23 protein-coding genes and 1 pseudogene are annotated in these 24,023 nt (G+C 62.2%); 17 read left to right on the forward strand and 7 right to left on the reverse strand.

Annotated elements, in window-relative coordinates; all coding sequences use genetic code 11:
* Window positions 1–83 precede the first annotated feature (83 nt).
* The 4 genes from BCCGELA001_RS15510 to dusA all read left to right on the forward strand — a co-directional run bounded on the left by BCCGELA001_RS15510 (window position 84) and on the right by dusA (window position 4,420).
* A complete protein-coding gene (locus BCCGELA001_RS15510) occupies window positions 84–1,763 on the forward strand; it encodes a DUF3300 domain-containing protein (protein ID WP_060735714.1) in 1,680 nt (559 codons plus the stop codon).
* Window positions 1,760–2,677: a DUF2950 domain-containing protein gene (locus tag BCCGELA001_RS15515; RefSeq protein ID WP_060735715.1), complete on the forward strand. Its 918-nt coding sequence runs from the start codon at window positions 1,760–1,762 to the stop codon at window positions 2,675–2,677. The genes BCCGELA001_RS15510 and BCCGELA001_RS15515 overlap by 4 nt, the downstream gene beginning before the upstream one ends.
* Window positions 2,661–3,125, forward strand: a complete 465-nt coding sequence (locus BCCGELA001_RS15520) for a hypothetical protein (protein ID WP_060735716.1) — start codon at window positions 2,661–2,663, stop codon at window positions 3,123–3,125. The genes BCCGELA001_RS15515 and BCCGELA001_RS15520 overlap by 17 nt, the downstream gene beginning before the upstream one ends.
* A 335-nt stretch (window positions 3,126–3,460) precedes the next feature.
* Window positions 3,461–4,420, forward strand: coding sequence for a tRNA dihydrouridine(20/20a) synthase DusA (dusA, locus tag BCCGELA001_RS15525; protein ID WP_060735717.1), 960 nt, complete (start codon window positions 3,461–3,463; stop codon window positions 4,418–4,420).
* A gap of 6 nt (window positions 4,421–4,426) precedes the next feature.
* Here the strand turns inward: dusA and BCCGELA001_RS15530 are convergent, their stop codons facing one another.
* From BCCGELA001_RS15530 to BCCGELA001_RS15550, 5 genes are all read right to left on the reverse strand, one after another.
* Window positions 4,427–4,981: a TIGR02281 family clan AA aspartic protease gene (locus BCCGELA001_RS15530; protein ID WP_008553000.1), complete on the reverse strand. Its 555-nt coding sequence runs from the start codon at window positions 4,979–4,981 to the stop codon at window positions 4,427–4,429.
* Window positions 4,982–5,009: 28 nt separating this feature from the next.
* Window positions 5,010–5,213, reverse strand: a complete 204-nt coding sequence (locus BCCGELA001_RS15535; protein ID WP_060735718.1) for a DUF1289 domain-containing protein — start codon at window positions 5,211–5,213, stop codon at window positions 5,010–5,012.
* A gap of 44 nt (window positions 5,214–5,257) precedes the next feature.
* Window positions 5,258–6,853, reverse strand: coding sequence for a sensor histidine kinase (locus BCCGELA001_RS15540; RefSeq protein ID WP_060735719.1), 1,596 nt, complete (start codon window positions 6,851–6,853; stop codon window positions 5,258–5,260).
* 161 nt (window positions 6,854–7,014) lie between these two features.
* Window positions 7,015–8,490 carry a sodium:proton antiporter gene (locus BCCGELA001_RS15545; protein ID WP_083543349.1) on the reverse strand — a complete coding sequence of 492 codons (1,476 nt, stop codon included), beginning with the start codon at window positions 8,488–8,490 and terminating at the stop codon, window positions 7,015–7,017.
* 100 nt (window positions 8,491–8,590) lie between these two features.
* Complete coding sequence (locus BCCGELA001_RS15550) at window positions 8,591–9,463, reverse strand: NAD(P)-dependent oxidoreductase (protein WP_060735720.1); 873 nt, start codon at window positions 9,461–9,463, stop codon at window positions 8,591–8,593.
* A 198-nt stretch (window positions 9,464–9,661) separates the two neighbouring features.
* Here BCCGELA001_RS15550 and BCCGELA001_RS15555 point away from each other — a divergent pair, with 198 nt between their 5' ends.
* The 5 genes and pseudogenes from BCCGELA001_RS15555 to BCCGELA001_RS39440 form a co-directional block, all read left to right on the forward strand.
* Window positions 9,662–10,099, forward strand: coding sequence for a VOC family protein (locus BCCGELA001_RS15555; RefSeq protein WP_060737667.1), 438 nt, complete (start codon window positions 9,662–9,664; stop codon window positions 10,097–10,099).
* A gap of 53 nt (window positions 10,100–10,152) precedes the next feature.
* Entirely contained in the window at window positions 10,153–11,289 is a 1,137-nt protein-coding gene (locus BCCGELA001_RS15560) for an Mrp/NBP35 family ATP-binding protein (RefSeq protein ID WP_060735721.1), read from the forward strand.
* Between the two features lie 206 nt (window positions 11,290–11,495).
* The gene (locus tag BCCGELA001_RS15565) at window positions 11,496–12,584 is read left to right on the forward strand and encodes a TRAP transporter substrate-binding protein (RefSeq protein WP_060735722.1); all 1,089 of its coding nucleotides are present in this window, start codon (window positions 11,496–11,498) and stop codon (window positions 12,582–12,584) included.
* A 164-nt stretch (window positions 12,585–12,748) separates the two neighbouring features.
* Window positions 12,749–13,837: a TRAP transporter substrate-binding protein gene (locus BCCGELA001_RS15570; RefSeq protein ID WP_060735723.1), complete on the forward strand. Its 1,089-nt coding sequence runs from the start codon at window positions 12,749–12,751 to the stop codon at window positions 13,835–13,837.
* A 374-nt stretch (window positions 13,838–14,211) separates the two neighbouring features.
* A pseudogene (locus BCCGELA001_RS39440) lies at window positions 14,212–14,306 on the forward strand (YunG family protein); the annotation flags it as partial.
* Window positions 14,307–14,381: 75 nt separating this feature from the next.
* Here BCCGELA001_RS39440 and BCCGELA001_RS15575 read toward each other — a convergent pair.
* Window positions 14,382–15,383: a helix-turn-helix transcriptional regulator gene (locus BCCGELA001_RS15575; RefSeq protein WP_008552957.1), complete on the reverse strand. Its 1,002-nt coding sequence runs from the start codon at window positions 15,381–15,383 to the stop codon at window positions 14,382–14,384.
* Between the two features lie 411 nt (window positions 15,384–15,794).
* Here BCCGELA001_RS15575 and BCCGELA001_RS38835 point away from each other — a divergent pair, with 411 nt between their 5' ends.
* The 6 genes from BCCGELA001_RS38835 (at window position 15,795) to BCCGELA001_RS15605 (ending at window position 21,325) form a co-directional block, all read left to right on the forward strand.
* Window positions 15,795–16,040, forward strand: a complete 246-nt coding sequence (locus tag BCCGELA001_RS38835; RefSeq protein WP_236840898.1) for a helix-turn-helix domain-containing protein — start codon at window positions 15,795–15,797, stop codon at window positions 16,038–16,040.
* A gap of 238 nt (window positions 16,041–16,278) precedes the next feature.
* Complete coding sequence (locus BCCGELA001_RS15585; protein ID WP_236840873.1) at window positions 16,279–16,947, forward strand: hypothetical protein; 669 nt, start codon at window positions 16,279–16,281, stop codon at window positions 16,945–16,947.
* A 115-nt stretch (window positions 16,948–17,062) separates the two neighbouring features.
* Window positions 17,063–18,493, forward strand: a complete 1,431-nt coding sequence (locus BCCGELA001_RS15590; RefSeq protein WP_060735725.1) for a DUF1254 domain-containing protein — start codon at window positions 17,063–17,065, stop codon at window positions 18,491–18,493.
* Between the two features lie 80 nt (window positions 18,494–18,573).
* Window positions 18,574–19,683 (forward strand): HlyD family secretion protein, encoded by a 1,110-nt coding sequence (locus BCCGELA001_RS15595; RefSeq protein WP_008552950.1) that lies wholly within the window; start codon window positions 18,574–18,576, stop codon window positions 19,681–19,683.
* Window positions 19,684–19,867: 184 nt separating this feature from the next.
* On the forward strand, window positions 19,868–20,866 hold the full coding sequence (locus BCCGELA001_RS15600) for a SphA family protein (RefSeq protein ID WP_083543510.1): 999 nt from the start codon (window positions 19,868–19,870) through the stop codon (window positions 20,864–20,866).
* Between the two features lie 27 nt (window positions 20,867–20,893).
* Complete coding sequence (locus BCCGELA001_RS15605; protein WP_008552946.1) at window positions 20,894–21,325, forward strand: DUF2721 domain-containing protein; 432 nt, start codon at window positions 20,894–20,896, stop codon at window positions 21,323–21,325.
* A gap of 55 nt (window positions 21,326–21,380) precedes the next feature.
* On the opposite strand, the gene BCCGELA001_RS15610 is transcribed toward BCCGELA001_RS15605, so the two are convergent.
* The gene (locus tag BCCGELA001_RS15610) at window positions 21,381–21,617 is read right to left on the reverse strand and encodes a hypothetical protein (protein ID WP_060735727.1); all 237 of its coding nucleotides are present in this window, start codon (window positions 21,615–21,617) and stop codon (window positions 21,381–21,383) included.
* A gap of 351 nt (window positions 21,618–21,968) precedes the next feature.
* On the opposite strand from BCCGELA001_RS15610, the gene BCCGELA001_RS15615 reads away from it, so the two are divergent.
* Both BCCGELA001_RS15615 and BCCGELA001_RS15620 read left to right on the forward strand, forming a co-directional pair.
* Window positions 21,969–22,643, forward strand: a complete 675-nt coding sequence (locus BCCGELA001_RS15615) for a response regulator transcription factor (RefSeq protein WP_008552941.1) — start codon at window positions 21,969–21,971, stop codon at window positions 22,641–22,643.
* A 1-nt stretch (window position 22,644) separates the two neighbouring features.
* On the forward strand, window positions 22,645–23,991 hold the full coding sequence (locus BCCGELA001_RS15620; protein WP_060735728.1) for a sensor histidine kinase: 1,347 nt from the start codon (window positions 22,645–22,647) through the stop codon (window positions 23,989–23,991).
* The last annotated feature ends 32 nt before the right edge of the window (window positions 23,992–24,023 follow it).

The following is a 24,023-nucleotide window of genomic DNA, read 5'->3' on the forward strand; positions in this document are numbered from 1 at the left end:
CGACTTCGTTTCGTTGATCTTGATCAACGAACGCGTCCGATCCGGCTCGATCTTCCGAAGCTGAAAGTCCGAAGGAGGATGTGATGTTTCGCTGCGGCAAGATCCTGATGGCGCTTGCGTTCATAATGGCGACTTCGGTCGCTGCGACGGCGCAGACCCCAACGCCGCCTGCGGCCCCGATTCCGCAGGCGCAGCCGGCGAGCCCGCCCGCGCCGTCGGCAGAGCTTCTGAAGCCTGAGCAGCTCGAGGCTCTCGTGGCGCCGATCGCGCTCTATCCGGACGAACTCCTTGCGAACGTTCTGGCGGCCTCGACCTATCCGCTTGAGGTGGTGCAGGCTGATCGTTGGCTGAAGGAGCGCAAGACTCTCAAGGGTGACGCGCTGAAGACGGAGGTGGACAAGCAGACCTGGGATGACAGCATCAAGGCGCTGGCCAGCACTGCCGATGTTCTGACCATGATGAGCGATCAGCTCGACTGGACCAAAAAGCTGGGCGACGCCTTTCTGGCTCAGCAGCCCGACGTGATGGATGCGATCCAGCGCCTGCGCAACAAGGCCTATGACAACAAGAAGCTGGTCACCACCAAGCAGCAGAAGGTCAGCGTCCAGTCTCAGGAGGGCAAGCAGGTCGTCGTGATCCAGCAGGCCAATCCTGCGGAAATGTATGTGCCGTATTACGATCCAGCGACCGTCTACGGCAGCTGGCCCTATGCGGAATATCCGCCTTATTATTGGGGCTACCCGTCCTATATCGGTGCCGGCATGGTCGCGGCCGGCCTGGCGTTCGGCACGGCCTGGGCGATCGGACGCTGGGGCAATTACTGGGGCGGCGGCTGCAACTGGGGCAATCGCAACGTTTACGTCAATCACCGTACCACCAACATCGGCAACGGCTGGCAGCACAATCCGGCGCATCGTGGTGGCGTGCGCTATAACAACAGCAATGTTCAGCAGCGTTTCGGCAACAACAATTTGAAGGCCGGCGTGTCGGATCGGATGGATTTCCGCGGCCGTGACGGCAACCAGGTGTTGCGTCCAAATCAAGGTGCAGGAGATCGGGCAGGCGATCGCGCCGGTGACCGCGCTGGTGATCGTGGTGGTCCCGGTGACCGCGCAGGAGATCGCGCGGGTGATCGTGCCGGCAACCGGGGCGATCGGCCCGGCGGCGGCGATCGCGCTGGGTCCAGCGATCGTGCCAAGGGTGGTGGTGACCGGGCCAAGGCTGCAAACAAAGGCGGCGGAGATCGCGCCAAGGCCGCCAACCGCGCCGGCGGCGGTGCTGCGGCCAACCGCGGCGGCGGCAATCGCGGCGGTGCCATGAATGTCTCCTCCGGCCGCTCGGCAGCCGCAGCGTCCGCGCGTGGTCGCGCCAGCATGGCCAGCATGCCACGCGGTGGCGGCGGTGGACCGAGCTTTGCCGGCCGCGGCGGCGGTGGCGGAATGGCAATGCGTGGAGGCGGCGGTGGTGGCTTCCGGGGTGGTGGCGGCGGTGGCCGGCGTTCCGATATGGCGCTCAAGCATGACGTCGTCCTGCTCGGTCAACTCTCAAACGGCCTCGGCTATTATCGCTTCAGCTATATCGGCAGCGACAAGGCCTATGTCGGCGTCATGGCGCAGGAGGTCGAGCAGGTGATGCCAGCCGCAGTAACCCGCGGCAGCGATGGATATCTGCGCGTCTATTACGAAAAGCTCGGCCTGACATTCCGCAGCTATGGCGACTGGCTCGCCGGCGGCGCGAAGATCCCTGCGGAGGCGACGCCATGACCGGCTTGAAATCATTCCGTCGCGCAATGTTGCCGGGTATCGTGGCGCTGGCGTTGCTCGGCTCTGCGTCACAGGCGCAGCAGTCCTTCAAGACGCCGGAGGACGCGGCCGCCGCGCTCGCGGCGGCGGTCAAGAGCGGACCGGATGACATCCTGAAAGTGCTGGGCAGGGCCGCGGACGACATCGTCTCCTCCGGCGACGAGATCGCCGACAACGACATCCGCCAGCGCTTCACTTCGATGTATGACGCCAAGCACGCCATCAAGGCCGAGGGCAACAAGACCGCGACCCTGATGCTCGGGCCGGACGATTTCGCGTTCCCGATTCCGCTGGTCAACACCAAGAGCGGCTGGGAATTCGACACCGCCGAGGGACGCATCGAGGTGCTGCGCCGTCGCATCGGCCGCAACGAGCTCGACGCGATCCAGACCGCGCTCGCCTTCGTCGACGCGCAGAATGAATATGCCGACAAGGACCGCGGCGAGGGCGCTGGCATCTACGCACAGCGCATCGTCTCCTCGCCCGGCAAGAAGGACGGCCTGTTCTGGCGTGACGACAACGATCCGAGCCCGCTTGGCGCGCTGGCGGCCGAGGCCTCGAAGGAAGGCTATCGCGCCGGCGACGTCGGTCCTGCGCCCTATCACGGCTATTATTTCCGCATCCTCAAGGGGCAGGGTCGGGATGCGCCTGGCGGTGCGCTCAATTACATCGTGAAGGGCAAGATGATCGGCGGCTTTGCCCTGATCGCCTGGCCGGCGGAGTATGGCAATTCAGGCATCATGACCTTCCTGGTCAATCACGCCGGCACCGTCTACCAGAAAGACCTTGGCAAGCGCACGGCATTCGTCGCCGAGCGGACCACGCTGTTCGATCCCGATGAGACCTGGAAGAAGGTCGATGCTGCAAAACCCTGAGCGGCGCGGGCGCCACCGCGCACTTCGGCTGATGATGCTCCTGTTGCTGGCGCTTGGGTTGGCTGCGCCGGCAACACCATCCTTTGCGCAGGCGTCCGGCCAGGTCAGGGCCAAGATCGTCAAGGCCGGCCTTGTGGTTGGCGGCGGCGCTGGCAGTGGCGTGTTGACCTACCGCGGCAAGTCTTACCCGTTCAAGATTAGCGGCCTGAGCTTCGGCATCACGGTCGGCGCGACGGTCGGCCGGCTCGATGGCTGGGCCTCGGGCATCCGCGAGGTCGGCGACTTCGCCGGCACCTACAGCTCGGTCGGCGGCGGTTTTGCTCTGGTTGGCGGCGTCAACGGCGTCCGTCTCCGCAACGAGAAGGGTGTGACGATCGTGCTGCAAGGCCCCAAGGCGGGGCTCGAGCTGGCGGCCAACATCAGTCAGATCACGATCGCCTTGAAGTGAGGCTCAGGAGGGGTGCGCGGACCGAAGCGTGAGAGTCGAGAGCACTGTCCTTGGATCTTCACTTCTCGCGAGCTTGAAATCCAACTTTGCGAACACGCACCGCATGGACGAGCAGCCGCGCCAGAGCGGCAGTGCGAGCTTCTTCTGACTGCAGCATCTGTCATCGATATTGTCCACCCTGATGCCTGACATCTATGAACCGATGGCGCAGGAAAAGCGATCTTGAGGACGGTGTTACAAAGCGCTAGGAGGTGCGGGTAACAATGCTCAAGCCGCAGCTTCTTATCACAGGTAAGTCATTGAGATTTCGACATAATCGTTTTTCCGTTGCGCCCATGATGGATTGGACTGACCGGCATTGCCGGGTGTTCCACCGTCACCTGACGCGACGGGCGCTGCTTTATACGGAGATGCTGACCACGGGCGCCATCATTCATGGCGACCGGGAGCGGCTGCTTGGATTCGACGCATGCGAGCATCCGGTGGCGCTTCAGCTTGGCGGCTCGAATCCGCACGAACTCGCGCAGGCCGCGCGGATCGGCGAAGCGTTTGGTTATGACGAGATCAATCTCAATGTCGGCTGCCCGTCCGACCGCGTGAAGGATGGCCGCTTCGGCGCCTGCCTCATGGCCGAGCCGGAACTGGTGGCGCGATGCGTCGAGGAGATGAAGGCTGCGGTCGCCGTTCCCGTCACCGTGAAGTGCCGCATCGGCATCGACGACCAGGATCCCGAGGTCGCGCTCGATACGCTGGCGCGTGCGGTGGTGGCGTCCGGCTGCGATGCGCTGATCGTGCACGCGCGCAAGGCCTGGCTCAACGGCCTGTCGCCGAAGGAGAACCGCGACATCCCGCCGCTCGACTATGAACGCGTCTATCGTCTCAAGCACGCGATGCCTGATGTGCCCGTCATCATCAATGGCGGCATCCGGAGCATCGAAGAGGCGAAGGCGCATCTCGAGCACGTTGACGGCGTGATGCTCGGCCGCGCGGCCTACCAGGAGCCGTGGCGGTTGCTCGGCGTCGATGACGACATCTTCGGCGAGACGGCACCGCACACCTCCATGCAGGAGGCGCTCGAGGCGATGATGCCCTACATCGAAGAGCAACTGGCGCGTGGCACCCGGCTGCACGCGATTACGCGGCATTTCGTTGGCGCATTCCACGCCGTGCCGGGGGCGCGCGCATTCCGGCGGCATCTCGCCGAGCAGGGGGTGAAGCCGGGCGCCGGTCTCGCCGTGCTGCGCGACGCGATCGCGCGTGTCGGTGCACGTGCCCCTGCGGAGGCGGCGGCCTAGGTTGGTCTAGTTGACCGCCGCGCGTGTGCGACGGGAGCTGCGCTGGAGCTCCGGATACCCCGTCAACATCAGCGTGTCCGCGCGCACGCCCCAGCTTTCCAGACGGTCGAGGAAGCTCATCCCGAGCAGATTGGTCTTCATCTGGCCGCGCTGCACGACAAGGGCCGGGACCGACTTCTCCACCAGCTTGCCGACGGCGAGACGGTCGAGCGTGAGCCGGGCGGCCTTGGTGTGGCCGCCGGCGGTCTCCAGGTCGACGTCGTATTCGAGCATATCGAGCGGCAACCCGATCGCCTTTGCGGTTTCCCAGGTCAGCACCACCGAGGTCGCGCCGGTATCGATCACCATCGGTGCAGCCACGCCGTTGATCTTGGCGCGCAATGCGAACTCGCCGCCCTGGCCACGCGGGATATGCACGGCGGGAGCCGGCGCGGCGGTCGGCGCGCGGAAGATGTGCGAGACCTTGTGGCTGGCCCGCGCGATCTGGTCGGGATCGCCATAGGCGACGACCGCACCTGCGGTGCCTGCGAGCATGACGAGAACGAGCAGGAAGCGGATCATCGCACGCCTCCGCGCGTGCGCGTGCCCATCAGGTGCGCCTTGGCGATGCCGCGATCGGCGTGAGGCCAGCCTGATTCATCCGGGCCGGCAATAGCGCCATGACGGCCAGCCGTTCCGCGCTGTCCATGGCGTGCCAGCGCGCGATCTCCGGCAAGGTCCGGCCGCAGCCGAAGCACAGCTTGGTCTTGGGATCGATGATGCAGACGGCCACGCACGGCGTTTCTTTGCTCATACGGACATAGTGGGGGATGGTCGGGCATGTCTGCAAGCATCTCGTTAAGAGCCCGTGCCTGCGCTCATGATCGGCTTGTGGCGCGGCCGGCGCTTCTCATCGGGAACGAGCGAACTCTCCGGCTGGAGCGGCGGGGAATCGTCCGACAGCGGTGCCAGCGCACTCATCACGCGCTCCGGCGGGAAGGTGACGATCACCTCGGTGCCGATGCGTAGCTTCGATTTCAGTGTGAACGTGCCGCCATGCAGGTCGATCAGATTCTTGGCGATGGGCAGGCCCAGGCCCGCGCCTTGTTCCGCCGACTTGATCGAGTTCGAGCCCTGGCCGAACGAGGCCAGCACGACCGGAATCTCGTCCTCGGGGATGCCGGAGCCGGAATCCCTCACCGAGAGATATTGTCCGCCCGAAGCGGTCCATCCCGCCTTGAGCCAGATCTCGCCGCCTTGCGGAGTGAACTTGATCGAATTGGAGAGCAGATTGAGCACGACCTGGCGGATCGCGCGCTCGTCGGCCCAGAGCCGCGGCATCGCTTGCTCGAACACTTCGTGGATGGTGATGCCGCGGCTGGACGCGCGCAGCTTCATCAAATGGTGGCAGTCGGCCACGATGCCGACCAGGGACACCGCTTCCTCGTTGAGTTCGTAGCGGCCGGCTTCGATCCGGGATAGATCGAGGATCTCGTTGATGAGATTGAGCAGGTGTACGCCGGAATTATGAATGTCGGCGGAATATTCCTTGTACACCGGAACCGCATGTGCGCCGAAAATCTCGCTCTTCATCACCTCGGAAAAACCGAGGATGGCGTTCAGTGGCGTGCGCAGCTCGTGGCTCATCTGCGCGAGGAAGCGCGACTTGGCGACGTTGGCGGATTCGGCGCGGTGGCGTGCTTCGTCCGAGATTGCCTTGGCCTGTTCGAGCTCGCCGATCAGCGCGTCCTTCTCGGCGCGCGCCTCGAGCGTGGCGAAGGTCGAGGAGTGCAGGCGGTGGGCCAGCAGCACGAAATAGCCCTCGGCCGCGACCGCGAGCGCCGCCAGGATGTAATTGTCCAGCGAGCCCGTCATCACGAAGCTCAGTGCCATCGCGACAGCGACCGGCATGGTGGCGGCAACGGCGGCGATCGGCAGATTGGCGGCCAGCATGCTCGATACTGCGATCACCAGCAGCATCAGGAACATCATCAGCGTTTCCGTGACCATGTCGAGCACGGGATGGATCAGGATTGCCATCCAGCACAGGCCATAAAGCAGGTCGAGCACGACGAAACGTGTCCGCCACGCCCGCGTCGCGGCAGGAGAGGCGGGTTCGGTCAGGAACCGCCGGCAGCTGCGGATCATGGCGGCATGGAAGCAGAGCATGCCTGCTGTCCAGGCCGCGGCCGGGATCGGCTGCATCCAGAGCCCGAACAGCACGCCGGTTGCGACGACCAGCAGCATCACGACATAGGAGGCTGACAGCCGTGTCTGGGCGTATTGACGCAGCATCTCGGCGTCGAAGGCCGGCCGGGTTCCGCTGGTCGACGTTAACCTGTCGCGCGCCTCGCGCACCCGCTGCGCCGCAGCCCTTCGGCTGCTCGCCGATGGAGCGCTCACCGGCTCCGCCGGAAGCTGCACAACCTCGGGCTTTTCAGCGGGGTTACTCATCAAGCAACACGATTCCTGCCCACGCCGGACGCGGGCCTTCTGCATTGTCTATCTCTGGCAAGAAATCCTTAAGAGGTGCCTTAAGGAGCTAAAGAATTACGTTAACCCGGCGTTAATTGATGTTCCGTCCGGGCCGCCGCGGTCGGTGGACCCGCGGCCCTTCACCTGAAGAAAACGAGCGTGACCAACGCGAAGACCGGCAGCAGCAGGAGGGAGCTCCAAACCATGTATCCGAAGAAGCCTGGCATTGCGACGCCACCTGCTCGCGCAATTGCGTAGACCATGAAGTTGGGGGCGTTGCCAATATAGGAGTTTGCGCCCATGAACACGGCACCGGCCGAAATCGCGGCAAGGGTCAGGGCGCCGTTCGTCATCAGATGATTGGCATCGCCCCCGGCAAGCTCGAAGAAGACCAGATAGGTCGGTGCATTGTCGAGAAAAGATGAGAGCAGGCCCGTCAACCAGAAATAGGCCGCATTGTTCGGTGTGCCGTCGGCATTGGTGACCATGTTGACGACGGGAGCAAACGCACCGGATCGGCCGGCGTTGAGAATCGCAAGCACGGGAATGATGGTGATGAAGATGGCGGCGAACAGCTTTGCCACTTCGATCATTGGGCCCCAAGAGAAGCCGTTCGCGTCGTGGTCCTCCTTCGACGTGACCGCAAGGGATGCGAACACGACGCCGATCATCACGGCATCGCGCAGAAGATTCTGCACCTGGAGATGCGTGCCGAGGACGTCAAACCCGCCGAGGTCTAGCTTGGCACTCACGAGGATCGCGGCAATGATGACCCCCATGAGAGCGAAGTTGAGGCCGCCGTTGATCCGCAAGGGATTATCCGGAGTAGGGTCGGGTTTGACGCGGCCTTCCTTGCGATAAAGATAAGCGTCGATGCAAAAGAACAAAGCGAGCAGGATCCAGGCCGCGGACGTGGTCTGAGGGAACAGGTGCGTCGTCGTCCAGAAGAAGTCCACGCCGCGCAGGAATCCCAGAAACAAGGGTGGATCTCCCAAAGGTGAGAGCGAGCCGCCGATGTTGGACACCAGGAAGATGAAGAAGATGACGACGTGCGCGTTGTGCCGCCGGTCGTCATTGGCGCGGATCACCGGCCGGATCATGACCATCGACGCGCCGGTCGTGCCGATGACACTTGCGAGCAGCGTGCCCAATGCGAGCAGGAGCGTGTTCAGCAGCGGAGAGCCGTGAAGATTGCCACGCACCACGATTCCGCCGGCCACGGTGAACAACGCAAGGAGCAGCAGAATGAAGGGAATATATTCCAGCAGCGCGGTATGAACGAGCGCTTGGATGGTCGGAAGCGGGCCATACCAGATTGCGAACGGCAACACGATGAGAGCAGCCCACATCGCGGCGATCTTGCCCTGATGTTGTTCCCAGAAGTGCGGTGCTGCGAGCGGAAATATCGCGATCGACAGGAGCATGCCGGCGAATGGGAGCGCCCATTGCGGGCCGATGCTGGCGCCGTCGAGCGATGCGGCTAGCGCCGGCGAAGGCGACGCAACCAGGATCAGAATAGCAAGGCAGACTAGGCTCGTGAGGAAGAGAGAGCGCCGCTGAAAGACCCTATGTCCGGTGACACCGACAAAAGCAACGACAAGGATAGCAGCGATCATGCTAAGCAAGACTCCCCCGAATGCTATGGTTGTTACGCCCGCTTAGAACTTCGTCGCGGCCGAAGTCGCGACGAAGTTTGATGCTGCGAGCGCCGATAGATCAGCGCTGCAGGCGCGCAAGCAGGCTCGACGTATCCCAGCGCTTGCCGCCCATCTTCTCCACTTCGGAGTAGAACTGGTCGACCAGTGCAGTCACCGGCAGGTTGGCGCCGTTGCGGCGGGCTTCGGCCAGCGAGATCGAGAGGTCCTTGCGCATCCATTCCACCGCGAAGCCGAAATCGTACTTGTCCTCGTTCATGGTCTTGTAGCGGTTCTCCATCTGCCAGGACTGCGCCGCGCCCTTGGAGATGGTCTCGATCACTGCGGCGACGTCGAGGCCGCTCTTCTTGGCGAAGTGGATACCCTCTGAGAGACCCTGCACGAGGCCCGCGATGCAGATCTGATTGACCATCTTGGTCAGCTGGCCGCTTCCGGCGGGGCCGAGCAGCTTGCACATCCGCGCATAGGCGCCGGTGATGATCGGCTCGGCGCCGGCATAGGCATCCTGCGCACCGCCGCACATCACGGTCAGCACGCCGTTCTCTGCGCCGGCCTGGCCGCCGGAAACGGGCGCGTCGACGAACTTGAAGCCGGTCTTGGTCGCGGCCGCATCGAGCTCGCGGGCGACTTCGGCCGAGGCGGTGGTGTGGTCGACGAAGGTCGCGCCCTTCTTCATGCCGGCAAACGCGCCGTCGGGGCCGATCGTGACCGCGCGCAGATCGTTGTCGTTGCCGACACAGCACATCACGAAATCCTGGCCTTCGGCCGCGGCCTTCGGGGTCGGTGCGGTCTTGCCGCCGAACTTGTCCGCCCACTCCTTCGCCTTGGCCGCGGTGCGGTTGTAGACGGTGACCTCATGGCCCCCTTTTTTCACGAGGTGTCCGGCCATCGGGAAGCCCATGACGCCGAGACCGAGGAAAGCGACTTTAGCCATGTATGGTACCTTGTCCGTAGTTTGGGTTTACGGTTCTTGCCCGGGCGAGCAGGGCGCCTGGTTCCGCCTTGGAGACGGATTGGGCCGCACCATAAACCCTTAAGGCCGGAGGGCAACGGCTTCGTTTAGCGCTCCCCTGTGCTAAGATTGCGGACCTCAAGAACCTCAAAAAATGGGAGCGAAGGCATGGGTGTGGATTTGGGCGGCGTGAGCGTGGGCGTGCTCGATCATTTCAACATCCGGACCCGGAAGCTGGCCGAGACGGTCCGCTTCTACGAGGACGTTCTGGGCCTGGAAAATGGCGCCCGGCCGAATTTCGCCTTCCCGGGCGCCTGGATGTACAGCGAGGGCAGGCCGGTGGTGCACCTGGTCGATATTTCGCCGACCGCCGAGCCACAAAAGCCGGATTCCGGCGTTGTCCACCATGTCGCCTTCGTCAGCCGGGGCTTCGAGGCCATGAAGCAGCGCCTGACGTCGAAGGGGATGAAGTTCGACTCCCGCCAGGTGCCCGGCGGCGACCTCTGGCAGATCTTCGTGCACGACCCCAACGGGGTCATGATCGAGCTGAATTACGAGGCGGTCAGGGAGCAGGGGGCAGCGCCCGCGGAGATGGCCGACGATATCGGCAGGCAGTAGCCTTTTGGGCGTTTCCGCTCTAATGGGGCATCCTCAACTCTAGGAGATGCGCTTTGAGCGTGACGCAGCAACAGGTTCTCGACAGCCTCGCCAGGATCAAGTCGCCCCGCGGGGTCGCGCTCACCAACGCCAATGTGCTGAGCGCGGTCAGCGCCTCCGACGGCAAGGTGTTCTTCTCGATCAACGTCGATGCCACCGAGGCGCGGGCCTGGGAGCCCATCCGGGCCGAAGCCGAGGCTGCCGTCCGTGCCATTCCAGGCGTCACCACCGTGATGGTGGCGCTGACCGCCGAGCGCAAGCCGGGCTCTACGCCGCCGCCACCCCCGCAGCCGAGCCGCGGCACGCCCGGCGTGCAGCCGGCCCACGCCCACAAGCCGCCGCAGGGCGGCGGGTCGCCGATGGCGCGGCAGTCGGAAATTCCAGGCGTTGCCGCGGTGATCGCGGTTGCTTCGGGCAAGGGCGGGGTGGGCAAGTCGACCACCGCGCTCAACCTGGCGCTCGGCCTGCGCGATCTCGGCCTCAAGGTCGGGCTGCTCGATGCCGACATCTATGGCCCCTCGGTGCCGCGGCTGACCGGTCTGCACGACAAGCCGGAGCTGAACGACGAGCGCAAGATGATTCCGCTTCGGCGCTTCGGCCTCGCCATCATGTCGATCGGCTTCTTGGTCGAGGAGGAGACCGCGATGATCTGGCGCGGTCCCATGGTGATGTCGGCGGTGACGCAGATGCTGCGCGACGTGGAATGGGGCAAGCTCGACGTGCTGGTGGTCGACATGCCGCCGGGCACCGGCGATGCCCAGCTCACGCTGGCGCAGAACGTGCCGCTGAAGGGCGCGGTGATCGTCTCGACGCCGCAGGACCTCTCCCTGATCGACGCCAGGCGGGGGCTTGCCATGTTCAAGAAGGTCAACGTGCCGGTGCTCGGCATCGTCGAGAACATGAGCTACTTTCAGTGCCCGCATTGCGGCACCAAGTCGGATATTTTCGGCCATGGCGGGGCGCGGCACGAGGCCGAGAAGCTCGGAGTACCGTTCCTGGGCGAGATCCCCCTGCACATGGCGATTCGCGCCACCTCGGACGCCGGCAATCCGGTCGTCGACAGCGAGCCGGACGGCCCTCATGCGGCGATCTACCGCGCCATTGCAGGCCAGGTCCGGGACCAGCTTAAGGGTGCCCTCGCCACGGCTTGAAGCGGTCGGCGCGGCAAGCGCTCGGGACATGCGACTTTCGTAGAGCCCCGTCATGCCATTGTCGCGTTCCGCAAGCGGGGCTTCCGTGTTAAACGCCCACGGCAGTCAAGCCCCCTTCGGTTCGGCGCGCCTAACGCGTCGCCGGAATGTGCGGCGGCAAGAAGAGAAGTTAAGGGGAAAACGCCCCAGCAAGGAGAGACCTGAAGATGAAGCGTCGTGACTTTCTTAAAGTGTCGGCCGCAGGCGCGGCGGCAACCGCGGTGGCCTCGCCGGCGATCGCGCAGTCCTCGCCCGAGATCAAGTGGCGCCTGACTTCGAGCTTCCCGAAGTCGCTCGACACCATCTATGGCGGCGCCGAGCAGGTGGCGAAGTACGTCGCCGAGATGACCGACAACAAGTTCCAGATCCAGGTGTTCGCGGCCGGCGAAATCGTCCCCGGCCTGCAGGCGCTCGACGCGACCTCGAACGGTACGGTCGAGATGTGCCACACCGTCTCGTACTACTATGTCGGCAAAGACCCGACCTTCGCGATCTTCGCCTCGGTGCCGTTCGGCCTCAATGCGCGCCAGCAGAATTCGTGGCTCTATCAGGGCGGGGGCAACGAGCTCGCCAACGAGTTCTTCAAGAAGTCGAACGTGGTCGGCTTCCCCTGCGGCAACACCGGCACCCAGATGGGCGGCTGGTTCCGCAAGGAGATCAAGACCGTTGCCGATCTCTCCGGCTTGAAGATGCGCATCGGCGGCATCGCCGGCCAGGTGCTCCAGAAGGTCGGCGTGGTGCCGCAGCAGCTCGCCGGCGGCGACATCTATCCGGCGCTGGAGAAGGGCACCATCGATGCCGCCGAGTGGGTCGGCCCCTATGACGACGAGAAGCTGGGCTTCGCCAAGGTCGCCAAGTACTACTATTATCCGGGCTTCTGGGAGGGCGGTCCGACCGTCCACGCCTTCACCAATCTGGACAAGTGGAATGCGCTGCCGAAGAACTATCAGGCGGTCCTCACCAACGCGACGGCCCATGCCAACACCTGGATGGCCGCGCGCTACGACATGCAGAACCCGGCGGCGTTGAAGCGTCTGGTCGCGGGCGGCACCCAGCTTCGTCCGTTCACCAACGAAGTACTGGAAGCCTGCCTCAAGTCGACCAACGAGCTGTGGGCCGAGATCTCCGGCAAGAACGCCGACTTCAAGAAGTCGATCGACGCCATGCAGGCCTATCGCTCGGATGAGTATCTGTGGTGGCAGGTCGCCGAATATACCTACGACAGCTTCATGATCCGGTCCCGCACCCGCGGCTGATTGATGCTCAGGTCGGAAGACCTTCAGCCCGGCCTCCCCAGGGAGGCCGGGCTTTTTCTTTGACTGCGGTGCGATCGGGATGGCGTTCTGTCCCGTGATGTTCCATGCTGCCCTCAAGCCTCGGCAAGAAGGCTCCACAATCAGATCCATCAGGGCAGGAAATCATGAAGAGAAGAGACTTCATCAAGGTCACAGGACTTGGTGCGGCCGGTGCCGCCACGCTCGCGGCGCCCGCGATCGCGCAGTCGATGCCGGAAATCAAATGGCGCATGCCGACCAGCTGGCCGAAATCGCTCGACACGCTGTTTGGCGGCGCGGAGACGATGTGCAAGATGGTCGCGGAAGCGACCGACAACAAATTCCAGATCCAGATCTTCGCGGCCGGCGAGATCGTGCCGGGTCTACAGGTGCTCGACGCCGTGCAGAACGGCACCTGCGAGATCGGCCACACCGCGTCCTACTATTATTTCGGCAAGGACCCGACATTCACCTTCGGCTCGGCGGTGCCGTTCGGTCCCAACATGCGCATCAACCAGGCCTGGTACATGCAGGGCGGCGGGCGAGAGGTGCTCAACGAGTTCTACAAGAGCTACAACGTCATCTCACTGCTCGCCGGCAACACAGGCTGCCAGATGGGCGGCTGGTTCAGGAAAGAGGTCAACACGCCCGACGATCTCAAGGGGATGAAGATCCGCGTCGGCGGCTTCGCCGGCCGCGTGCTCCAGAAGGTCGGCGTGGTGCCGCAGCAGCTTGCAGGCGGCGACATCTATCCGGCGCTGGAGAAGGGCACCATCGACGCCGCCGAATGGGTCGGCCCCTATGACGACGAGAAGCTCGGCTTCTACAAGATCGCGCCGCATTACTACTATCCCGGCTGGTGGGAGGGCGGGCCGATGCTGATGGCCTTCGTCAACCTCGACAAGTGGAACGCGCTGCCGAAATATTACCAGAGCGTGCTCGAGCAGGCCGGCCATTACGCCAACAACTACATGATGGCGCGCTATGACGCCGCCAATCCGCTGGCGCTGAAGAAGCTGCTCGCAGGCGGCGCCAAGCTGCACGCCTTTTCGCCGGCGATCATGGATGCCTGCTACAAGGCCGCCAAGGAGCTGCATGCCGAAGTCGGCGCGAGTAACGCCAACTTCAAGAAGGTCCACGACTCCCTCGCCAAGTTCACGAGCGACGGCTACGCCTGGTTCCAGGTCGCCGAGGTCGGCTACGACATCTTCATGGCGCGGCGCTCGCAAAGCTGATCACGCCACCTCTCGCATGCACCGCCCCGGAGCGAAGGCTCCGGGGCGTTGTCGTTGCAGCATTCGCGAGGGTGTCGAAACAAACCTCGAAAACAACCCCATGCACAGTAAACGGCGTCAGCATTATCAAGGACTTGCCACTGTCACTATCAGTGCCCGCTGAAATCCCGAGTTTATTGACCCGTCGGGCAAAACAGGGGTAGACATGGATCATCGCCTAATCCGAAATCGTGCCACAAGCCATAAGGGCCCCGATGCACTTCGATCCCGATGAAGTTCAAACGGCACTTCGCAAAGCATGGTCGGCGTCGACGGCCAGCTAATGGACGGCGAGCAACCCGGCGGCAGGGCAATGCAACGTCACCTCGCTGCTCATTCACGAGCTCTTCGGTGCGATTTGCTGAAGACCCCACTGCCGGCCGGAGACCATTTCTATAATCGGATCGCAGGCGTGAGGTACGACTTCACGGCGAGCCAGTTCGACCAGCCGGTAGCTTATATGGATTTGCCCGCCAACCAGGCCGACGCAGGGGTTCATATTCTGCTATCGAGGCCTCCACTGCTCGCGAAACTGCCCTGGTGTGATGCCGGCAACCCTGCGGAAGGCACGGGTAAAATGGGCTGGATCTGCGTAGCCCGAAGCGAACGCAACCTCGATGATCTTGGAGTCCGTGTCTCGCAAGAGCTTCCTGGCGTTCTCGAACCTTACGGCATCCAGCAGCCCCGAATACGTAACGCCAACGCGAGAGAGCTTGCGTTGAAGACTGCGCGCACTCACGCCTGCCATTTCCGCGATTTCGGCGAGCACCGGAAGCCGCTCGTCGAGATATGATGGAAGCATCAGCTTCAGTGTTTGTACGAAGTCAACATTCGAACATTCGAGGTGGTCGCCATAGAGATTAGGAGGACTTTCGCTCGCCCGGTTAGGGAGGCCCAGGAGCGCAACAGGTACGTCAATCCACGATGCTTCCTGACCGGACAGGAATTGAGACGTGGGCCAGGAAGACTGACATGCTGGACCTGGCGTGTACCGAGCTTCAAAGGCGATAGTCGCCGGAGCCCAACCCGATCCAGCGAACTGGCGAACGATATAGATCGGAAAAACGTTCTGAAGCCACTGTGAATGCTCGAGATGCTGAAGTCCCTTGGTGCCCGCAAGCCTGCTGCAATAGCGAACATGATCGCCGTGGTGCTCAAGCCAATTACTCAGGTTTGAGTCTTCGAGCGATGCCCATTTGCATGCCTGTTCGAGCGCGACAAGCAACGTCGGAGAATGACTGATTAGATTTCGGATCTTTTCACTGAGGTGCCCGAAATGCAGCGTTCGGGCAGCGTGGAATCCGAAATCCTCGATGCCCTGCGAGTTGCTGGCGAACTCTGCAAATTCTATCGCAGGTAAAATCGGGATGTAGTGATCGGACTTTTCCTCCAACGAAGCGGGTAGCCGAAACTTTTCCAGCAGCGAAGCAGTCGGCGCGCCGACATCGTTCAAAATGTTCGCGAAAGGACTAAGGTGCTGACAACGCGTCAAATGAATCTTCGGCATTGAAGCACCGCGACAAGCCTGAAAGCGTACTAACACGAGTTCGCTAGGTGCAGGATGCTGCTCCCTGCTCGGGCCCAGACTACCAGTTCAGGGAGATTCCTTGCTGTATTTTTTTGCCGCGGATGATCGTCCCGCAGAGATTGCAGGTCTCATCAATTCCATTTGACGAGAATTTTGGCGTCTGATGGCCAGATGCACCTTCCTTGGTGGTCGTAGTGTCCTGACCGAATTCCTTTGAGGGAGCATGGGCTTCGCGCCTCACGTCAACCGATGAGAGCCGTCCGCTTGCCTTCATCCAGGGCGGTCCACGCCGCCATTTTTGCGTCACTGCGGCAGGGTGACGCAACCCTTGATAGCGCTGCCGATGCGCTGAAAATCAGTCGCCGCACACTGCAGCGTCATCTCGAACGTATGGGCACAAGCCACAGCAAAATGCTGGCCGCAGTCCGGTTGGAGATCGCCTGCCGCTTGCTCGCCGATTCGAATAAGCGCTTGGAAGAAATCGCGAAATTCCTCGGTTACGCCAACGCGAGCAGCTTCAGCCGCTCCTTTGCGCGTTTGATGAAAATTCAACCTGTCGCTTATCGGCGGCAGCAACGGGGCCGCGAGCATGATCGGTTGCACCCTCGCCGACGTTCTCACCCGATTGAGCTCTGAGCATCCCAGACGATTGGCGCGAAATGGCAAGACGCGCGACTTGAATTGGCGCGAAATGCGGAGAGCGCTGCGGCGGTGAAGGCGCATGGAAGCGGAAGAGGCGCTTACCGTTGATCCAAATCAATGGCGACGTTGCGAGAGTTGAAAAGTGTGGCCGGTATTCGCCAGTGCGCTCTTCTATCTAAGCGAGCATTAAGCAAATCCAATTCCGATAGCCATACCTGAAGGAGAAGATTTTATGATCGTTCGTCTCTCCCGAATCGCGTTTTGCGCAGCTGCTGTAGTGGCTTTCTCGCAGCAGCTTTCTGCTCAGTCCGTGGCAGAGAATAAGCCGCATATTCCGCTCGAGAAATCCATAGGCCAAGCGAAGCCTGAAGTTGTTCCGTCGCTTTTTGTCCTCAACTCGCGCGGCGCCAGCCTGAAGGAAGGTAAGTTGGTGCTGACGGGAATTTCACCGAACGCGATCGTGTTTGCCGATCGACCGGTTCGCGCCGCCGGGCACGATTTGACGTCACGAATTGTCGAGGATTGGGGCAATGGCAGCGACAACTTCGCGAAAGATCCTCCCAACGCCACGGTGTCCGGATTCAAGAAGGATGGATCATCGGTAGTCGACGCCGTCGTTGTGCTGAAATCGCCCAAGCTTGAGGGCGACAAGTTGACCTTCGACGTAGACGTACTCGAAGGCGACCTCGCAGGAGCGGATGGACCAGCATCGGTGTTTATTGACATCATTGGTCGGCCATTCACGCCAATGTCGTTTGCCGGCGTCGCCCGCCGGACAGCGTGGCGCGGAGCGTTCTATCGCGGCGCAGCCTTCGCAGGAGCGGCAGCTGTGGCCGGCGCTGCGGCGTATCCTTATTACGCTCCGCGATGCGGATATTACCCATATCCGCCTTGCTATTGACGACCATCGGCGGCGCCGCAGCCACCTACTGCCGCAATGCTCTGAACGGCTCCTCCTAAAAGACGTGAGCCGCAAATTGAACCGTCATTCGTCTTGTATCAGGAAGGAGATAACGATGAACATCACCCGTCGATCCCTCGCAGTTGCTGGAATGGGGCTGCTCGCCGGAGCCGCTGCCACAAGGTCGGCACTTGCGCAAGATTCCTTTCTCGGAGTGGGAGAAGGCCTGGAGGACTTCTGGCTCGCGAGCGACGCCTACATCTTCGGCTATCCACTCGTGACAATGGAGATGACGCGCCGCGTCATTTCCAACGTTGCCGACCCCGTCGGGACGCGAGCGCCAATGGGTCAGATGATTAAGATGCGCCAATACCCGGACGCTTCGTACCGAGATGTCACGGCCCCGAACGCCGACACGCTGTACACGAGTTCCTTCTTCGACGTCGGCAAGGAGCCTTGGGTGCTCAGCATTCCGGATATGAAAGGTCGCTACTTCCTAATGCCAATGCTGGACGGCTGGACGACCGTGTTTCAGGTACCGGGAAAGCGCACCACCGGCACTGGTGCGCAGACCTACGCGATCACCGGCCCCGGATGGAAAGGCACGCTGCCGGCCGGCGTGAAGGAATATAAATCGCAAACTAACATCGTCTGGCTGCTCGGCCGCATCTATTGCATGGGCACGCCTGAGGATTACGCCGCCGTGCACAAGCTGCAGGATGAGTGCAAGCTCGTCCCGCTTAGCGCCTATGGCAAGGCGTACACGCCGGCACCAGGAAAAGTCGATCCGTCGGTCGACATGAAAACGGCGGTCCGCGAGCAGGTCAATCGCATGGACGCGGTGTCGTATTTCAAGCTGTTGTGTGAGCTGATGAAGGCCAATCCGCCATATGAAGCAGACAAGCATCAGCTTGCCAAATTTGCCCGGATCGGCATCGTCCCAGGGCAGGATTTTGACGAGAGTAAACTCAAAGCGGACTTCCTGAAGCGCGTGCCGGAGCTGTCTTTCGACAGGATCATGCTTCAGTTTAAAATCAATAAGGCCATGAAGGACGAGAATGGTTTTGCCTACACGACCAAAGGCGGCATCTATGGCACCGACTATCTGATGCGGGCTTTGATTACTGCTATCGGACTTGGCTGCAACCGGCCGCAAGATGCAATTTATCCGGTCTCGCAAAAGGATGGAGAAGGCCACAAGTACAATGGTGCAAACAAATACGTTATGAGGTTCCCGAAAGGCCATCTGCCTCCTGCCGATGGATTTTGGTCGCTGACCATGTACGACAGCGGCTACTTCTTCGTGAAGAACCCGATCGACCGCTACTCGATCAGCGCCCGCGAAGATCTGAAGGAAAACGCGGACGGCTCGACCGATCTGTACATTCAGAAGGATTCTCCAGGTAAAGACAAAGAGTCGAACTGGCTTCCCGCGCCCGAGGGAGAGTTCATTCTCATGCTGCGCATGTATTGGCCGCAGGAAACGGACCCCTCCATTATTAACGGCACATGGACGATTCCACCGGTCAAGAAAGCCGGGGCCTGAGAATAAGAGTCCTTGCCGGCGGTCCGATCCTCGATTGACCAAACCGCCGGCAAGGGACCTTGGGTGCTGGGGGTTCTTTCATGTTTATCATCCTGACCCTTTATCTCGTCTTGGTGTGGCTCATCTTCTCCAAGCTGAAGCTGGTAAAATGGGGGTGGGGGTCCGGCACTGTCGCTGCGCTCTTCGGCGGATTCATTCTTGCGACGTTCCTGGCGATGTTCAACTACCTCACTCCGTCAGGCAGCTTCGTGGTGATCTCGCGCGTCGTCGAGGTTACGCCCAATGTTTCAGGTGAGGTGTCAGAGATAGCGGTCAAGCCGAACGTGCCGGTGAAGGCCGGGACCATGTTGTTCCGGATTGATCCGGCACCATTCAGGTTCAAGGTCAACCAGCTGGAGGCGTCGCTCGCCGGAGCCAAGCAGCAGGTGCTGCAACTCAAGGCCAGCTACGCCCAAGCGAGCGCCAACGTCGAGGGGCTGACCAAGCAGCTCGCCTATCACGACAAGCGGCTCGCCGATTACGTGCAGATGGCAGGTGATGGCGCTCAGAGTGAATTTCGGCTGCAAGACACGCAGGTGCAGCAGGAGACCGTCAGCGCGCAACTACTGGCATCCAAGGCAGCGCAGCAGAGCGCCAAACTCGCGATGGATGCCGAAATCGGCGGCGTCAATACCACGGTGGCACAAATCCAGGCCCAGCTCGACCAGGCCAGGTGGGAGCTCGACCAGACGACCATTCGCGCCCCAGGCGATGGCTATGTCGCCGTCATGGCACTGTCCGTCGGTGACCGTGCAGGACAGCACAAGGCTGTGATGTCCTTCATCATCAGCAACGACATCACCATAGTGGGCATGTTCTCGCCGAACGGATTCCAGACGATCAAGCCCGGTGCCGCAGTCAAGCTCGTGTTCGACAACGATCCTGGCCGCATTCACCATGCGACGGTCACCGGCATCCCGCAGGGTGTCGGACAAGGAGAGATTGCGGTTTCAGGCACGCTGGCGAAGGTCGGCTCGATCGGCGGTGTCAAAGCCTATCCGGCGGCTATTTCCGTACCGAAGGACATCGACCGCAGTCAGTTGAGACTCGGGATGCCCGGGACGGCCACGATATTTGCTGAGAACGCCGGCGTCATCGGCCTGATTAAGTCGATTCTGGTCTGGGTCAGTTCGTACATTGCATATCTCTGAACCGATTGATCTTCAGCGAATGAAGAGCGTTCGAGCAATGTGAAAAGCAGGGCAGTTCAAGAGTAACAAGGCGGACAAGCTTGCAGCTCGCGACCAACGCGTGGAGGGCGATCAGATGAAGCACACCTTCGAAGGAAGATTCGCTCGTCGGCTCATCAAGCCGACGGCCACCATAGCGTTCGCGATGTGTGGATGCCTCCCTGGCACCGCCTACGCCGACGAAGGTGGCGTTTCCTATTGGCTTCCTGGCCGCTTCAGCAGCCTTGCGGCGACCCCTCAAGTCCCCGGCTGGTCGATGGCAGCGGTTTACTATCACACCAGTGTCAGCGCCTTTGGCACGGCAGCTGCCGCCAGGGAGATCCATGTTGGCCGAATCCCCGCCAACGTAAACGTCGACCTGAACCTGCGCCTGAATGCGCAGGCCGATCTCATGCTGCTCAATCCCACCCATACGTTCGCAACGCCGGTGCTGGGCGGACAACTCGCCATCGGCGTAACCGGACTGTTCGGGCGGTCGAGCGCCGATCTTGCCGGAACGCTGACAGCGGCCGTCGGCCCGCTGGCGGTGACGCGCACGGGCGCTTTCGGCGATTCCATCACCTCGGTCGGCGACCTCTACCCGCAGGCGACACTCAAGTGGAATGCCGGCGTGCACAATTTCATGACCTACGTGACGGGAGACATTCCCGTCGGGGCCTACAGTCCGACCCGCCTCGCCAATCTCGGCATCGGTCACGCCGCCATCGATGCCGGCGGAGGCTACACCTATTTCAACCCGCAGGCCGGCCATGAGTTTTCGGCGGTCGCGGGCTTCACTTACAATTTCAAGAATCCGGACACGCAGTACCAGAACGGCATCGACTTCCACGTGGATTGGGGTGCCTCCCAGTTTCTATCCAAGCAGCTCTTCGTCGGCCTTGTGGGATACGCCTATCAGCAGATTACCGACGACTTCGGCCAGCATCCTGCCCTCGGTGGCTTCCGCTCCCGGGTGTTAGGGGTCGGTCCGCAGATCGGCTTTCTGTTTCCCGTCGGCGACATGCAGGGCTACCTGAATCTCAAGGGATACGGCGAGTTCGCCGCCGAGAATCGCCCGGCCGGCTGGAACACGTGGCTGACGTTCTCGATCTCGCCGATGGCGCCCGCCGGCACCGTAGCGTCAACCCGGCGCATGACGAAATAGCCGCGCAGCACTTGGAAGCGATGCAGAATGTTGCCAGACACGCCGTCGGTCAGTCAGCTCTCCCACATTTCCCAGGCGGCCGCACCCGCGTTTCTTCTTGGCGCTCTGGCGGCCTTCATTGCGGTGTTGATATCCCGCCTGAACAGGACCATCGACCGGTCAATCTACCTGAACCATATTCCCGATGACGATCAGGCGAGATGCCGGCTCAAGGCGGACCTTCCACGTCTCGTCCGACGCGCCGCGATGATCAATCGCGCGATCTTCTGGTCCATCATGGGAAGTATCTCGATAGGCGTCATGATCATCGTCGGTTTTGTGAGTGCGTTTTTTCAGATTCAGCACGAGCGAGGCGTCGCCATCCTTTTCATCATTTCCATCGCCGCCTTCATCGTGTCGTTGGTGGATTTCGCGCGTGAGGTCCGTATTGCGCTCAGCGAATTCGATCACCATGGCTGATAGACTTGCCTCAGACATATCGAGCCCAGATTAAGCGTGTGATCCGTTAGTAACCTTAGCCCTCGACGTCGTATTGTTTGCTGAGGTGATCGCCGATCTGGACCAGCATCGCGACACATTCGGGGTAACCCGGCCGGTCTGAAGTGGCCTGATCTGCACTGGCCCGAAACTCCCAGGAATTGCCGTCCCGGACGATGGAGATCGACATTCCACCAGGGCAATCAGCATGAACCTTCAACTCCGCCCGCGCCATCGCGATCAGTTCGCTTTCGGATTTGACAGGTTTGCTCATTCACTTCGTCCTTTCGTCCCGGCTGGAGATTCATCTACATCTAGAACCAACGAACAGATCCTCGCGACGGTATCTGGGGCATATCATCTCGACGAGGCAGTGATGGTGGTAGCTTGGGGGAGGCCATCCCAATTGAGCCAGATATATCCGCTTTGTTGCGGAATCGGTAAGGCCTTATGGTCGCATTCCAAGTCGCGGCTGTGCGCCGGCAGGCCTGCCTTACGCGAATCTGACAACGGCAGTGCGCCGGACTGCCAAGCTTTTTTCGCTGGCCCCGGCGCTCGGAATGCTGGAGAACAGCCAGATGCGGCGCGAGCCGTGGAGTGAACCGGAACATCCGGCGGGACTAGGATGCGCCTTCTGATCGTCGAGGACAATGCGGAGCTGTCACGGCTCGTGGCCGGCGGGCTGGCCGCGGCCGGCTATGAGAGCGACATCGTGGGCAGTGCGGCCGAGGCGCGCGAGGCGGTGAACAGCGTCAGCTATGCCGCGATGATCCTCGACCTCGGCCTGCCTGATGCCGACGGCCTGTCGGTGCTGCGCGAGTTGCGCCACCAGATGGAGCCGCTGCCGGTGCTGGTGCTCACGGCCCGCGGCGGCCTGCAGGACCGTGTCACCGGCCTGCGCAGCGGCGCCGACGACTATCTGGCAAAGCCGTTCGCCATGGAGGAGCTGGTGGCAAGGCTGGAGGCCATCCTGCGCCGGCCGGGTCAGCTGCTCGGACGCTCGCTCAGTCTCGCCAACCTCGTCTACGACACCGAGAGCCGCCAGGTCTTCGTCGACGACCAGCCGCGGGTGATGTCTGCACGTGAGACCTCGGTGCTCGAGATCCTGTTGCGCCGGCAGGGGCGGGTGGTGCCGAAGAAGAACGTCGAGGACCACATCTTCGGACTCGAAGGAGAGGTCGCCTCCAATGCGGTCGAGGTCTACGTCTCGCGCCTGCGCAAGCAGCTCGCCGAGCACCGCGCCCGAGTGGTGATCCATACCATCCGTGGCGTCGGCTATCTCATGGCCGAGGAAAAATAGCGTGGCTGCCAGCGGCCGCGCCGGATCGTTCGCGTTCAAATCGCTGATCTGGCGCATCGTCTTCCTGCACATCCTGGCGGTTGCGATGGTCGCGATCGTCCTGCCCCTGGTGCTGTTCTGGCTGCTCAATTCCGAGATCGACCAATTGCACCGCGACGGCATGCGCGCCCAGGCCGAGGTGCTGGCGGAGCGCATAGTCGCCCAGCCTGACGGCTCGCTGACGTTCAATCTGCCCGACAGCCTGCGCGGACTCTATTCGGACGCTTACGGCCGCTATCAATACGACATCCGCGATGACGAAGGCCGGCTGCTGTTTTCCTCGCACCGAAGGGCCGGCGCCGCTGTGCGTCGGCCGTCCGAGACGATCTCCGGCGCCAGCGTCACCCGGATCATCGACGGCAAGCCGGTCCGCGTCCAGGTGGCGGAGGATCTCGCGCATCGCGACGTCATCATCGACGATATCGTCTCGAACTTCTTCAGGCGGGTCGGGTGGATCACCATCCCGATCCTGCTGGTCCTGCTCGCCACCGACATCATCATCTTCCGCCGCGCGATCGCGCCGCTGTGGAAGGCCTCCGAGGAGGCCAGCAATATCGGCCCGGCGCGCACCCACATCCGCCTGCCGACGAAGCAGATCCCGCGCGAGATCATGCCGCTCGTCACCGCGGTGAACGAGGCGCTCGACCGGCTCGAGGACGGCTTTCGGGTGCAGCGGCAGTTCACGGCCGACGCAGCGCATCAGCTGCGCACGCCGCTCACGATCCTGCGCACCCGGATCGAGACGCTCGGCGACGGCGCCGCCCGGCAGGCGCTGCTGGCCGACATCGAAGCCATGAGCCGCATCGTCGCCCAGTTGCTGGAGATCGCCGAGCTCGACACGCTGGTGCTCGATCCCGGCGAGACTGCTGACTTGCGCGCGGTCTGTGCCGAGGTGGTCGGTGCGATCGCGCCGCTCGCGATCGCGCAGCACAAGGACATCGCATTGAAAGGCAGCGACGCGCCGGTGATGATCCACGGCAATTCGGAGATGCTCCAGCGCGCGATCTTCAACCTTGCCGAAAACGCCATCAAGTTCACGGCCAGGGACACCGCCGTCGAGGTCGATGTGGGCGGGGACGGGTCGGTGCGGGTGCGCGATTGCGGTCCTGGAATCGCCGAGGCCGAGCGCGAGCTGATCTTCCAGCGCTTCTGGCGCCGCGACCGCCATCGCAGCGACGGCGCCGGGCTGGGGCTCTCGATCGTGCGCGGCGTCGCCGACGATCATGCGGCAACGGTGGCGGTGGAGAACCTTCCCGGCGGCGGCGCGGAGTTCACGCTGCGGTTCAGGCTGGCGGAGAAGGGCACTTGATGGCCCTTCCCACGGAAAGATAAGAGGGCGGC

Origin of the sequence: Bradyrhizobium sp. CCGE-LA001 (genome assembly GCF_000296215.2) — a bacterium.
Lineage (GTDB): Bacteria > Pseudomonadota > Alphaproteobacteria > Rhizobiales > Xanthobacteraceae > Bradyrhizobium.

Bases quoted from the DNA above. Each gene is read 5' to 3' on its own strand.
- BCCGELA001_RS15510 (WP_060735714.1), top strand. From the start codon at position 84: ATGTTTCGCTGCGGCAAGATCCTGATGGCGCTTGCGTTCATAATGGCG.
- BCCGELA001_RS15515 (WP_060735715.1), top strand. From the start codon at position 1,760: ATGACCGGCTTGAAATCATTCCGTCGCGCAATGTTGCCGGGTATCGTG.
- BCCGELA001_RS15520 (WP_060735716.1), top strand. From the start codon at position 2,661: ATGCTGCAAAACCCTGAGCGGCGCGGGCGCCACCGCGCACTTCGGCTG.
- dusA (WP_060735717.1), top strand. From the start codon at position 3,461: ATGATGGATTGGACTGACCGGCATTGCCGGGTGTTCCACCGTCACCTG.
- BCCGELA001_RS15530 (WP_008553000.1), bottom strand. From the start codon at position 4,981: ATGATCCGCTTCCTGCTCGTTCTCGTCATGCTCGCAGGCACCGCAGGT.
- BCCGELA001_RS15535 (WP_060735718.1), bottom strand. From the start codon at position 5,213: ATGAGCAAAGAAACGCCGTGCGTGGCCGTCTGCATCATCGATCCCAAG.
- BCCGELA001_RS15540 (WP_060735719.1), bottom strand. From the start codon at position 6,853: ATGAGTAACCCCGCTGAAAAGCCCGAGGTTGTGCAGCTTCCGGCGGAG.
- BCCGELA001_RS15545 (WP_083543349.1), bottom strand. From the start codon at position 8,490: ATGATCGCTGCTATCCTTGTCGTTGCTTTTGTCGGTGTCACCGGACAT.
- BCCGELA001_RS15550 (WP_060735720.1), bottom strand. From the start codon at position 9,463: ATGGCTAAAGTCGCTTTCCTCGGTCTCGGCGTCATGGGCTTCCCGATG.
- BCCGELA001_RS15565 (WP_060735722.1), top strand. From the start codon at position 11,496: ATGAAGCGTCGTGACTTTCTTAAAGTGTCGGCCGCAGGCGCGGCGGCA.
- BCCGELA001_RS15570 (WP_060735723.1), top strand. From the start codon at position 12,749: ATGAAGAGAAGAGACTTCATCAAGGTCACAGGACTTGGTGCGGCCGGT.
- BCCGELA001_RS15575 (WP_008552957.1), bottom strand. From the start codon at position 15,383: ATGCCGAAGATTCATTTGACGCGTTGTCAGCACCTTAGTCCTTTCGCG.
- BCCGELA001_RS38835 (WP_236840898.1), top strand. From the start codon at position 15,795: ATGGGCACAAGCCACAGCAAAATGCTGGCCGCAGTCCGGTTGGAGATC.
- BCCGELA001_RS15585 (WP_236840873.1), top strand. From the start codon at position 16,279: ATGATCGTTCGTCTCTCCCGAATCGCGTTTTGCGCAGCTGCTGTAGTG.
- BCCGELA001_RS15590 (WP_060735725.1), top strand. From the start codon at position 17,063: ATGAACATCACCCGTCGATCCCTCGCAGTTGCTGGAATGGGGCTGCTC.
- BCCGELA001_RS15595 (WP_008552950.1), top strand. From the start codon at position 18,574: ATGTTTATCATCCTGACCCTTTATCTCGTCTTGGTGTGGCTCATCTTC.
- BCCGELA001_RS15600 (WP_083543510.1), top strand. From the start codon at position 19,868: ATGTGTGGATGCCTCCCTGGCACCGCCTACGCCGACGAAGGTGGCGTT.
- BCCGELA001_RS15605 (WP_008552946.1), top strand. From the start codon at position 20,894: ATGTTGCCAGACACGCCGTCGGTCAGTCAGCTCTCCCACATTTCCCAG.
- BCCGELA001_RS15610 (WP_060735727.1), bottom strand. From the start codon at position 21,617: ATGAGCAAACCTGTCAAATCCGAAAGCGAACTGATCGCGATGGCGCGG.
- BCCGELA001_RS15615 (WP_008552941.1), top strand. From the start codon at position 21,969: ATGCGCCTTCTGATCGTCGAGGACAATGCGGAGCTGTCACGGCTCGTG.